Below are 12,522 nucleotides of genomic sequence, written 5' to 3' on the forward strand. Positions count from 1 at the left end.
GTTGCAATTGCAGCAGTTAAAGTTGTTTTACCATGGTCGACGTGACCAATTGTACCCACGTTTACGTGTGGCTTATTACGTTCAAACTTAGCCTTAGCCATGAGAGCTTCCTTTTATAACTACTCATGCAGGGTTACTGCATGAGCACTTGGTTTTTAACTATGAATTAGTTTGGGCTTATAGTAATCGAAAGATTACTCGTCGTCACCTTTTTTACCGCCAGATTGGAACTTAGTAATGATGCCTTCAGCCACGTTACGTGGAGTTTCAGCATATTTAGCAAATTCCATAGAATAAGTCGCACGACCTTGAGACATAGAACGCATAGAAGTTGCGTAACCAAACATCTCAGCCAATGGAACTTCAGCTTTAATGGCTTTAGTACCACCAGGTAAATCTTCCATACCTTGAACCATACCACGACGACGGTTTAAGTCACCCATGATATCGCCCATGTAGTCTTCTGGAGTTTCTACTTCAACTTTCATGATTGGTTCAAGAAGGATAGGATCCGCTTTCATGAAACCATCACGGAACGCGTAAGAACCTGCCATTTTGAACGACAATTCGTCAGAATCGACATCATGGTAAGAACCATCAAACAATGTCGCTTTGATACCCACAACAGGGTAACCAGCCAATACACCATTCTTCATACGTTCTTGAATACCTTTGTCAACCGCGCCGAAGAATTCTTTAGGTACAACACCACCTACAACTTCTTCAACGAATTGGTATTCTTTACCAGCTTCTTCGACATCCATAGGTTCTAAACGAACGTATACATGACCGAATTTACCTTTACCACCAGTTTGACGTACGAATTTACCTTCTTGCTCAACAGTCTTTTTGATTGTTTCGCGGTAAGCAACCATTGGTTTACCAATGTTCGCTTCAACGTTAAATTCACGTTTCATACGGTCAACAAGAATATCAAGGTGAAGCTCACCCATACCTGCAATGATTGTTTGACCAGATTCTTCGTCTGTGCGAACACGGAACGATGGATCTTCTTTTGCCAAACGACCAAGCGCGATAGACATTTTTTCTTGGTCAGCTTTTGTCTTAGGCTCTACAGCTAAAGAAATTACTGGCTCTGGGAATTCCATACGCTCAAGTGTAATGATGTTTTTCTCATCACAAAGTGTATCACCAGTAGTAACGTCTTTAAGACCTACACATGCAGCGATATCACCAGCGCGGATTTCTTCAACGTCTTGACGATCGTTCGCGTGCATTTGCACGATACGGCCGATACGTTCACGTTTAGATTTAACTGGGTTGTATACTGGGTCGCCTTGTTTAAGCACACCAGAATAAACACGTACGAAAGTTAAGTTACCTACGAATTTGTCATTCATGATTTTGAATGCAAGTGCAGAGAACGGAGCTTCGTCAGATGCTTCACGAACAGCTTTAGTTTCAGCTTTGTCGTCAAGAATACCTTCGATAGGCTTAACTTCAGTAGGTGATGGCAAGAAATCAATCACAGCATCCAACATACGTTGAACACCTTTGTTTTTGAATGCTGTACCACAAAGCATTGGTTGGATTTCACAAGCCAAAGTTTGAGCACGAATACCAGCAACGATTTGTTCTTTCGACAAGTCGCCATTGTTTAGGTATTCATCCATCAATTCTTCAGATGCTTCAGCCGCAGCTTCAACCATGTTGGTGCGCCATTCTTCAGCAGTAGCTTGAAGTTCAGCCGGAATTTCACCGTATTCGAACTGCATACCTTGAGAAGCTTCATCCCAAATGATCTGTTTCATTTCGATCAAGTCGATAACGCCAGTGAAGTTTTCTTCAGCGCCAACAGGGATTACAACTGGTACAGGGTGCGCACCAAGACGTGTTTTCATTTGTTCAACAACACGGAAGAAGTTGGCACCAGTACGGTCCATCTTGTTCACGAATGCTAAACGAGGCACTTTATATTTGTTTGCTTGACGCCATACAGTTTCTGACTGAGGTTGTACACCACCTACAGCACAGTAAACCATACATGCACCGTCAAGAACACGCATAGAACGCTCAACTTCAATTGTGAAGTCAACGTGTCCCGGGGTATCAATTACGTTGATACGGTGTTCTGGATATTGCTTAGCCATACCAGACCAGAAACAAGTTGTAGCAGCTGAAGTGATTGTAATACCACGTTCTTGCTCTTGTTCCATCCAGTCCATTGTTGCTGCACCATCATGTACTTCACCGATTTTGTGAGATACACCTGTGTAGAACAAAATACGTTCTGAAGTAGTGGTTTTACCAGCATCAATGTGAGCAGAAATACCAATGTTACGGTAACGAGAAATTGGGGTTTGACGAGCCATGATTTCTTGCATTCCTAAATTTGTTGTTTAAAACAGGACGCTTTAAGTTGCTAGCAACTTAAAGCGTTTTGATAACAGTACAGTAAAACTGAACTATCCTCATCCTGATTAAGGTCTTTAAACCTATTAGAAACGGTAGTGAGAGAATGCTTTGTTGGCTTCAGCCATACGATGCACGTCTTCACGTTTCTTAACTGCTGAACCCTTACCTTCAGCTGCATCAAGCAACTCGCCAGCAAGACGTAAAGCCATTGTTTTTTCAGAACGCTTAGCAGCAGCGTCTACTAACCAGCGCATAGCTAGGGCAGTACGACGGGATGGGCGTACTTCCATAGGCACTTGATAAGTAGCACCACCAACACGGCGTGCTTTTACTTCGACCATAGGACGAACTTTTTCAAGAGTAGTCTCGAAAAATTCAACTGGGTCTACTTTAGATTTTTCTTGAACGCGGTCTAAAGCACCGTAAACGATACTTTCAGCAATAGATTTTTTACCATCTTGCATTACGTGGTTCATGAATTTAGCGATTGTTTGGCTGCCGAACTTAGGATCCGGAAGGATTTCACGGGCAGCGACTACGCGACGTCTTGGCATTTTAATACACCTATAAATATGACACTTCAGGTTTATCCAGCATGAGTACAAAGTGTCATGTACTGTTCGCTGGCCTTACTACACGTCGCTTGAATTTTACAAAATTAAATGCAGAAATCAGACAAGCGAGACGATAAAGGATTGCGGTTCTACGTTCTTAAGAAGCTAATCTAAAAAGATTATTTCTTAGGACGTTTAGTACCGTATTTAGAACGTGACTGGTTACGATCTTTAACACCAGCGCAGTCTAAAGAACCACGAACGGTATGGTAACGTACACCTGGTAAGTCTTTAACACGACCACCACGGATAAGAACAACACTGTGCTCTTGTAGGTTATGGCCTTCACCACCGATGTAGCTTGATACTTCAAAACCTGAAGTTAAGCGAACACGGCAAACTTTACGCATTGCTGAGTTAGGTTTTTTAGGTGTAGTAGTGTAAACACGTGTACAAACACCACGACGTTGTGGACAAGCCTTCAACGCAGGAACTTTTGATTTTTCAATCAAAGTCGTACGACCCTTACGGATCAACTGATTTGTTGTTGCCATTTGGCAATTCTCCCGTTAATAAAAAGCCTCAAAAAAATACTACTTTTCGAGGGCAGACAATTGTAAGCGAAGATAGAAAAATGGTCAATATTCGAGGCCATATCAAATATCAACCATTTCCTTATAATTAGGGCGTTTGAAAGGATTTACTAGGCTTGGGCTTAACTTTTAGGATTTCTTTTTTGTAACTTTACTCTTTGTTGCAGCAGTTTTATCCTTTTGTTCAGATGTTTTGCTAGAAGATTGCGCTGATTTCTGTGCACTTTCTTCTCCCTGATCCTCTGAATCATAGTTCTCTTTAGCCTCATCCGATTCAGGCTCTTCTACAGGAACGGCTGGTTTCTGCGGTTCAACCTGTTCGTGCGGTTCAACCATTTGTTCTGCTAAAGATTCCAGACCCTGCTCAACCTGTTCATCCTGATGATCTTCATCGGCTTTAACAGCTTCTGTTTTCTTTTTGATGGTGACATTGGAAATGGCATTATTGTCAGGGATTTGAATATCCTGATCCAATTTAAGTTCACTTGGCTTCACATCAACTTCAGGTAAATGCTCTAATAATTTTGGTGTTGCCTGAGCCAACAAGGCCAAAGATTTTTCATAAGCCGCAATTGGCGAAATCTCTACCCCTTGATGTTGTTGCAAGTAACTTCGGGCGTGAGAAAAGATTTGTTGTGCTTTCTGGTTTACATCTTCAACCAGCTTCCAGCTATACGCAGCACCAATGCCCGCTCCTGCGACCGGTGTCAATTTGCTGATGATTGAAATTTTAGGAATATGATTCAACCACTCCCATTTCATTTCACCATTTTCATTGCTTAACCATTTTTTCAGTGCTGCCGCATCATTGCTTGAGCCCAACATTTGCTGGAATTGAGAAACATCATGGGTCTTCAACATTCCTGAAACCGCTTTTAGTGCCATCAATACACTTTGCTTTTCCGCAATCTGGCCTAAATCAATTTGTTTGAACACGAACTGAACAATATCCTGTTCTGTTTCTTTATTCAGCTCAAAACCATAGGCACGTCCAACCTGATAAATCATGCGCAAAGACATGATTAAAGACAACGGCACATCAATCGCTGAACCGACCACACCTGTGGCCCCGGTTACAGCGCCTTGCATAGAGGCAATCCATTTATTCTGTTCTGCCAAGGCCTGGCTAATTCGTTTTGAACGATCTACATCTTGGGTCAGTTCCTGTAAATCTTTTGCTCCAGCCTGATCAAGCACGGCATCGACTGAACTGAGATTTGAAGTAAACTGATTGAGCTGTTCAAAAAAATAATCCGATAATTTATCTGAAAATTGTGGGGAAACAAAATTGGCGACGCGCGTCACCTTACCATACTGACGACCAAGTAATTGCTTAGAGACATTGGGTAAATACTCGCGCAGCATTTGTTGAGGATTATCATATTTTTGGACTTCAAAGCCATTCGTTTGACGGGCACTGCCATCAATCACCTGACCATTTTTTGATGGCTGCAGGACCTTGGTCACTGCACTCGGAGCGGCATGATTCAGTGCACCCATTCCAGCTGCACTGATCTTTTTAGCCACTCCAAAGGCATTTGATAAGAATCCATGTGAATGTTTATTATTGATATCAGTCATTCTTTATCCTCGTTTTCACTTATTACAATTATTGATAAATACTAGGTATAGTCTAAGTTTATCTCAATTTTAATGTGTATCTTTTGGTTAATTAAACCGGATAATTTTCACAAATAGACACAGAGGGAAATAGGCATAATATTTGCCATAAGAATTCAAAAATCTTTCTGCTATTATGAATGTAATTGAAATACATGAGTAACGCGCTGGGTTTTGCTTGAGGCAAAAGATTCATTCAGCTGCATTTGCTCAAATTACTACCATATAAGGGATCTGTAGATGAAACGTGTTGTAATCACTGGCATGGGGATCAACTCATGTATCGGTAATTCTTTAGAAGAAGTAACAAATTCTTTGCAAAACGGGATTTCTGGAACACGTTTTAACCCGACTTATGCTGAACTCAATTTTAAAAGCCACGTGAGTGCAGCAGCAGAACAAAACTTTGACAATATTGATCGTAAACTAAAACGCTTTATGGGCGTTTGTTCGATGTATGCCTACAACTCTGCCCTTGCTGCAGTCGAACATTCAGGCTTACAGGTTGAAGAATTAGCCGGTAACCCTCGTTATGGTATTACCGGTGGTTCAGGTGGTGGTTCTACTGCATCTGTCATCGAAATGAACGAATTATTGCAAACCAAGGGTGCACGTAAAGTGGGTCCTTTCTTTGTTCCGCGTAACATGACCAATACCATTACAGCAAACGTGGGCGTTGCATTCAAATTGCAAGGTGTGGCACATACTATTACCAGCGCATGTGCGACTTCTGCCGATGCCATTGGTTATGCTTATAACCTGATTCAATTGGGCAAACAGGATTTAATGCTTGCGGGCGGCGGTGAAGAAGATCACTGGTCACAAAGCTTGTTGTTTGATGCAATGGGCGCACTTTGCTCTAAATACAATGACACGCCAGAAAAAGCTTCCCGTCCATACTCTGCTGACCGTGACGGTTTTGTGATTGCCGGTGGTGGTGGTTTTGTGGTGCTTGAATCACTTGAACATGCACAAGCGCGTGGTGCAAAAATTCTTGCTGAAGTAGTCGGCTATGCTGCAAACAGTGATGGTGCAGACATGGTTGCGCCAAGCGGTGAAGGTGCAACGCGTTGTGTGCTTATGGCTTTAGAAGAAGCCAAACAGCACGGCGTAGATAAAATTGACTATGTGAATACCCATGGTACATCTACTCCAGCGGGTGACATCACAGAACTTAAGGCCATGGAACGTGCATTTGGTGAAGGTCAGGTTCCTCCACTAAGCTCAACCAAGTCTATGACCGGTCACAGCCTGGGTGCGGCAGGTGTTCAGGAAGCGATTTATTCGGTTCTGATGATGCAAAATGACTTCATTGCTCCAAACATCAACGTGACTGAACTGGATGAAGGCGCAAGACCATTTGATATCGTACTTGAAAAACGTGACGCAAAACTGAATACTGTAATGAGTAACAGTTTCGGTTTTGGCGGTGTAAATGCCTGTCTTGTTTTCAAAAAATGGGAAGGCTAAGCTAAGAATTGTTGATCATCCGGTAATGGGTGATCAACGTTTACACTGCCCTTAAAAGGGTGAATAGATGGATGCTCCTTCTGATGCTTTCTTGTGGGTAAAAGCATTACACATTATTGCTGTGGTTTGCTGGTTTGCAGCTTTGTTCTACTTGCCACGTTTATATGTTTATCATGCGATGAGTGAGGATGCCACGAGTCATCAGCGTTTCCAGATTATGGAACGCAAGTTGTACCGCGGTATCATGTGGCCAGCAATGGTTGCCACCCTCATCACAGCGCACTTTCTCGTAGATTGGGGTGATGCAACTCGGCATTATCATGAAGCCCTCTGGTTTTACCTTAAAGTGGGCTTGGTCGGTTTACTGGTCATTTACCATTTCGTCTGTGGCTATTACCGTAAAAAACTGCTGGTCGATGCACATTACAAATCACACAAGTTCTGGCGTTTCTTCAATGAAATGCCCACGCTGATTTTATTTGCTGTAGTGATTTTGGTGGTGGTTAAACCGCAGTTTTAATCCAGAAGATTTAAAAAGCCTCTTAATAGAGGCTTTTTTTATATGTTTCCTAAATGACTAAATCTTCAATCCTTATTGAAAATAATTTTCATAAAAAGAGAGAGTGGCTTAAACCACTCTCTTTTTAATTGTCTAAATCAATGACTACTGTATTTCTAAAGACTGAGTACGTTTTTTCATCCGTGGCAAGTACAAGATACGATAAGTCACCCCCAGAATCACCAGCCAAAGTGGACTAATCATCAGGGCTTTTAAAGTATCCGGTTCTAAACTCAAAATAATTAAAGCAAACAGCATGAAAGCTAAAATGACATACGACATCCATACCCCACCCGGCATTTTAAAGGTTGATTTGGCATGCAATTCAGGACTACGTTTTCTGTAGCGAATGTAGCAAACCATAATCAAGCTCCAGATACTAATGAACAGGATTACGCACAATGAACTGGCTAAGGTAAACGCTTCAATAGTATTCGGTACGAAATACTGCAATGCCGCGCCCGCCATAATAAAGCAGCAAGAAAAAATCAGTCCTTTGGCCGGAACTGCACGCTTAGACAACTGACTTAAGGTTTGCGGTGCCTGACCATCTTTAGCCAAACCAAATAGCATCCGGCTAGTCGAGAAGACACCGCTGTTCATGGATGACATCACTGAAGATAGAACAACCAGATTCATAATAATGGCAGAGGTTGGAATTCCGGCATGCAGGAATAAGGTCACAAATGGACTCTGATCTCCCGGAATTTGGTTCCATGGCGTAACCGACATCACCACAAAGAGGGACAAGACATAAAATAGAATAATTCGCGTCGGAATTGCATTGATGGCTTTGGGCAAATTCTTTTCAGGATCTTTGGTTTCAGCTGCCATGGTTCCAATCAGCTCTACCCCGACAAAGGCAAACAGTGCAATCTGGAAGCCGGCCAAAAACCCGCTTGCGCCTTTCGGGAACATGCCGCCATGTGACCAGACATGACTAAAGCTTGCCACAGCACCTTGCGGCGGCTGGAACTGCATAAACACCATATATCCGCCAATACCAATCAAGCCCAAAATGGCTAAAATTTTAATCAGCGCAAACCAGAATTCAATTTCACCAAACAGTTTCACGGTGAGCAGATTAATGCCTAACACCAGCAGTACACAGCCGGCACTGATGGCGGCCTGCCCCATGGGCGTAAAGGTTTCTCCCGGTGGCAGCCAAAAGCCGAGATAATTGATAATGGCAGCCAAATCCGCAATACCGACCAGCACCCAGCCCAGCCAATACGACCAGCCGATATAATAACCCGCAGCTGGGCCAATCAAATCATGCGCCATATCGATAAAGGATTTGTAATGCAGATTGGAAAGCAAGATTTCACCTAATGCACGCATCAGGAAAAAGAACATCGCACCAATAATCATATAAATGATCAGGATGGATGGCCCAGCCAGGGAAATGGTTTTCCCTGAACCCATAAACAAACCCGTACCAATGGCGCCGCCAATCGCAATCAACTGCAAATGACGGTTGGAAAGTTTCCTTTGTAATTCATGCGGAGAAGATGAATCATCCAATTGATTCGTTGTCATATTTCAACATCCTTATAGCACTGTATAAACCAGACATTTGAATTGAGCCAAAGCTTCCTGATCGCTCAATCGTGCCTCTTGAAAATTTCTGCTTTAATCAAGACAGTTGCACTATTCCTTATCTAGTTGCGGGAGAGTATTAAAAAAATAAAAGTTAAAAATTACTTTTGCGCTGCGGTCACCGCAATTTCAATCAACCAATCCGGATTCACCAGATTCGCCTGAATAGTGGCGCGTGATGGTGCGACGCAGCCTTTTAACCAATCGACCCAAATCGCATTCACTGTTTTAAAATCTTCAAGATTCTTGATATACAGCTGTGCCGATAATAGTCTTGACTTATCGCTATTGGCCTGCGCCAATAAACTGTCAATGGTCGCAAGAATGTCCCGAGTTTGCAGTTCAATATCCTGTGCTGTGGTTTTCGGCACCTGACCGGATAAATACACCACCTGATTAAAAATAGTGACTGCACTCATGACTTCTGTGGTGTTGATGTTCTGGATATCTGCATGTGACATATTAATTTCCCTATTCTGGATAACTGGATCTGGAGTAAATAAACGTTAAATTCTAATGTTCAATTTCAAATTGCACCCGAGCCGTAACTGCACACATGAGCTCGTAGCCGACCGTTCCTGAACTGGCAGCCACATCATCGATGGCCAAAACCTGACCTGTTGACGATATCCCCCAAAGCACCACTTCACTGCCAATTTCAGCATCGGGAATATGGCTCAGATCAACGGCCAGCATATCCATACTGACCCGGCCCAGGGTTTGGGTACGAACTGAATTGACCAGCACAGGCGTACCGGTTTTCGAGATGCGCTGATAGCCATCGGCATAACCACAGGCCACAATGCCAAGCTTGAGTGGTTCCGGGGCAATAAAATGTGAACCGTAGCCAACACTTTCACTGGCTTGGACTTCTTGCACAGCAATGATCTTGCTTCGCAGTGACATGGTGGGTTGCAGCTGCCAGTCCTGAATGCTATGCGCTGGATAATCTGGGGAACTGCCGTAGAGCATGATGCCGCAACGGATATAATCGGAATGTAGTTGTTGGGAATAACGCAGGATAGCCGCACTATTACTGATTGAGCGCTGTCCCGGTAAATCCTTGATGGTGTCTTCAAAGATGTGTTGTTGATAGAGAATGCCCGGCTCACCTAGGCGTTCACCATCGGCATCAGAAAAATGCGTCATATGGGTAATAGATTTCACACACGCCAGTTGCTTCAAGCTGTGCCATGCAGTTCGGTATGCGTCTGGACTAAAGCCTAAACGATTCATCCCGCTGTTCATTTTTAAAAACACATCGAATTGTGCAGAGCCTTCAAACTGCTGCAACCAGTCTATTTGATACTGGCTATGTACGGTAAAACTGAGATCCAATTCAACACAATCATATAAATCCTGTGCGTCAAACAGACCTTCTAAAAGCAGAATTTGACCCTGCCAACCGAGTACACGAACACGCTTCGCTTCCGCAATATCGAGCAAGGCAAAACCATCAGCCTGTTGAAGAGCATCATAGACACGTTCAATGCCGTGACCATAAGCATTGGCCTTGACCACGGCAAAAACCTGACTGTCAGGCATCATGCCACGTGCAACCGCCAGATTATTGCGTAAAGCCGCCTGATGGATCACAGCCGTAATGGGACGTGACATATATTCATCCTTGAATAGTGATTTAAGGTAAATTAAGCCGCGTTGGGATAACGCTGAATCGATAAACCTTCGGTATTAATGTCGGTTTTATGATTGAGTACCAAATCGCTGATCAATTTGCCTGAACCACAGGCCATGGTCCAACCCAAGGTGCCATGACCGGTATTTAGAAACAGGTTGCTGAAACGGGTCGCACCAATAATTGGCGTGCTGTCCGGTGTCATTGGACGCAGGCCGGTCCAGAATGTCGCCTGTTGCATGTCGCCACCTGGAAATAAATCCTGAGTCACCATTTGCAAGGTGGCACGGCGATTTTCATTCAAGCCATGGTTGAAGCCACTGAGTTCCGCCATACCGCCGACACGAATACGCTCGTCAAAACGGGTAATCGCAATTTTATAGGTTTCATCGAGCACTGTAGATTGCGGGGCAAAAGCAGGATCGACAATGGGAATGGTCAGTGAATAGCCTTTGACCGGATAAACAGGTAAATCCAGATTCAACGGTTTGAGGAAATCACGTGAATAACTGCCAAAAGCCAGCACATAACGGTCTGCGGTGAGCACTTTTCCATCCACCACCACACCTTTGATTTCATTGCCTTCAACCACTAGTTTTTCAACGCTCTGGTTAAATTTAAAATCGACGCCCATGTCTTTGGCAAGGTTGGCTAGCGCATTGGTAAACAGGTAACAATCCCCTGTTTCATCATTTGGCAAATGCAGGCCACCGACCAGTTTATCTTGGGCAAAGGCTAAGGCCGGCTCAACTTTAGCCAAGTCTTCTTTAAGCAGTAATTCATAATCCACGCCGCATTCTTTCAGGACCTGAATATCACGTTGTACCGCGTCAAGCTGCGCTTCATTACGAAACACTTGCAAGGTGCCTTTGGAACGGTTTTCGTAGTGAATACCGGTAGCTTTACGCAAATCTCTTAAGCAGTCGCGGCTATATTCGGCCACGCGGGTCATGCGTTCCTTGTTAATGGCATAACTTTGCGGATTACAGTTTTTCAGCATTTGCGCCATCCACTGCAACTGCCACATGCTGCCATCCATATTGATCGCCAGCGGTGCATGATGCTGGAACATCCATTTTACTGCTTTAAACGGTATACCGGGTGCTGCCCACGGAGTTGAATAACCCGGAGAGATTTGACCTGCATTACCGAAACTGGTTTCTTCCGCCGGGCCTGCCTGACGGTCTAATACAGTCACGCTTGCACCTTGCTGCGCGAGGTAATACGCACTTGCAACACCAATGACACCACTACCCAATACAATTACGCGCATTTTCAATCCCTCGAGCAACATCTAGTTTATTTACCTAGTATATTTTTGGTTTAATAGTTTTTTTCACTGTTTTATTGACTATAATCCAGGTAATTCGATGGATTTATCGTGAAAAAAATCTAAAAAAAGGGAAAAACTGATGCGTAAATTAGACCGTATCGATCATCAGATTTTAGACATCTTGCAAAAAGACGGACGGATTGCGATTAGCGAACTGGCGGCTCGGGTAAATTTGTCGACTACGCCCTGTTCCGAACGGGTAAAACGCTTGGAACGCGACGGCATTATCATGGGCTATTACGCACGTTTAAACCCGGAACTGGTCGATCGGAATTTACTGGTGTTTTTAGAAATCAAACTGTCTGCCAAATCGGGAGATGTCTTTGATCAAGTGGCCCGTGACCTGGTCGAAATTCCGGAAGTTTTAGAATGTCATCTCATTTCAGGCGAGTTTGATTATCTGGTCAAAGCACGCCTGAAAGAAATGAGTGCCTATAGGCGATTATTAGGCGATCTGTTAAAAAAACTACCCTCTTCTGCTTCCTCACACAGTTATATCGTTATGGAAGAAGTCAAAGAAAGTTTTTATTTAGACTTAGGTTAAGGGGCGCTGTATTGTTTTCATTAGCGCAGATGTGTTTCGAGCTGCCTTTAAACACTAGACATTAAAAAAGGATCACCCGATCCTTTTTATGTATTTGAAAATAGGTTTTACTTTAGTACACAGACTCATTTAAATGCTAGGGTGTGTCCTCATTTGATGTACATATTTCATTCTTCTCATCTATTCAATTAAAATATCTTATATCTCCCTTCTAAAATTAAATTTTCCAACATGTCAC

The 12,522-nt window shown here is 43.3% G+C and carries 12 protein-coding genes; 3 read left to right on the forward strand and 9 right to left on the reverse strand.

Annotated features, from left to right (window positions below; genetic code table 11):
* From ACU0NF_RS11610 to ACU0NF_RS11630, 5 genes are all read right to left on the reverse strand, one after another.
* The coding region (locus ACU0NF_RS11610) for a GTP-binding protein (protein ID WP_022575158.1) at positions 1-101 on the reverse strand (101 nt) is incomplete at its 3' end.
* A gap of 93 nt (positions 102-194) precedes the next feature.
* A complete protein-coding gene (gene fusA, locus ACU0NF_RS11615) occupies positions 195-2,333 on the reverse strand; it encodes an elongation factor G (protein ID WP_131386286.1) in 2,139 nt (712 codons plus the stop codon).
* Positions 2,334-2,459: 126 nt separating this feature from the next.
* Entirely contained in the window at positions 2,460-2,930 is a 471-nt protein-coding gene (rpsG, locus tag ACU0NF_RS11620; protein ID WP_131386288.1) for a 30S ribosomal protein S7, read from the reverse strand.
* Between the two features lie 179 nt (positions 2,931-3,109).
* On the reverse strand, positions 3,110-3,484 hold the full coding sequence (gene rpsL, locus ACU0NF_RS11625) for a 30S ribosomal protein S12 (RefSeq protein ID WP_004648013.1): 375 nt from the start codon (positions 3,482-3,484) through the stop codon (positions 3,110-3,112).
* A 168-nt stretch (positions 3,485-3,652) separates the two neighbouring features.
* Complete coding sequence (locus ACU0NF_RS11630; RefSeq protein ID WP_445661217.1) at positions 3,653-5,104, reverse strand: EcsC family protein; 1,452 nt, start codon at positions 5,102-5,104, stop codon at positions 3,653-3,655.
* 279 nt (positions 5,105-5,383) lie between these two features.
* Between ACU0NF_RS11630 and ACU0NF_RS11635 the strand changes: the two genes are divergently transcribed.
* On the forward strand, positions 5,384-6,613 hold the full coding sequence (locus tag ACU0NF_RS11635; protein ID WP_445661218.1) for a beta-ketoacyl-ACP synthase II: 1,230 nt from the start codon (positions 5,384-5,386) through the stop codon (positions 6,611-6,613).
* A gap of 67 nt (positions 6,614-6,680) precedes the next feature.
* Positions 6,681-7,133 carry a protoporphyrinogen oxidase HemJ gene (hemJ, locus tag ACU0NF_RS11640; RefSeq protein WP_445661219.1) on the forward strand — a complete coding sequence of 151 codons (453 nt, stop codon included), beginning with the start codon at positions 6,681-6,683 and terminating at the stop codon, positions 7,131-7,133.
* Positions 7,134-7,277: 144 nt separating this feature from the next.
* Here the strand turns inward: hemJ and ACU0NF_RS11645 are convergent, their stop codons facing one another.
* The 4 genes from ACU0NF_RS11645 to ACU0NF_RS11660 form a co-directional block, all read right to left on the reverse strand.
* Positions 7,278-8,711: an amino acid permease gene (locus ACU0NF_RS11645; protein ID WP_445661220.1), complete on the reverse strand. Its 1,434-nt coding sequence runs from the start codon at positions 8,709-8,711 to the stop codon at positions 7,278-7,280.
* A 161-nt stretch (positions 8,712-8,872) separates the two neighbouring features.
* The gene (locus ACU0NF_RS11650; protein ID WP_131386298.1) at positions 8,873-9,232 is read right to left on the reverse strand and encodes a RidA family protein; all 360 of its coding nucleotides are present in this window, start codon (positions 9,230-9,232) and stop codon (positions 8,873-8,875) included.
* A gap of 52 nt (positions 9,233-9,284) precedes the next feature.
* On the reverse strand, positions 9,285-10,388 hold the full coding sequence (gene alr, locus ACU0NF_RS11655; RefSeq protein ID WP_445661221.1) for an alanine racemase: 1,104 nt from the start codon (positions 10,386-10,388) through the stop codon (positions 9,285-9,287).
* A 32-nt stretch (positions 10,389-10,420) separates the two neighbouring features.
* A complete protein-coding gene (locus ACU0NF_RS11660; protein WP_445661222.1) occupies positions 10,421-11,680 on the reverse strand; it encodes a D-amino acid dehydrogenase in 1,260 nt (419 codons plus the stop codon).
* Between the two features lie 139 nt (positions 11,681-11,819).
* Between ACU0NF_RS11660 and ACU0NF_RS11665 the strand changes: the two genes are divergently transcribed.
* Positions 11,820-12,284: an Lrp/AsnC ligand binding domain-containing protein gene (locus ACU0NF_RS11665; protein ID WP_131268962.1), complete on the forward strand. Its 465-nt coding sequence runs from the start codon at positions 11,820-11,822 to the stop codon at positions 12,282-12,284.
* Positions 12,285-12,522: the final 238 nt, after the last annotated feature.

This window comes from Acinetobacter sp. F16 (assembly GCF_052712855.1).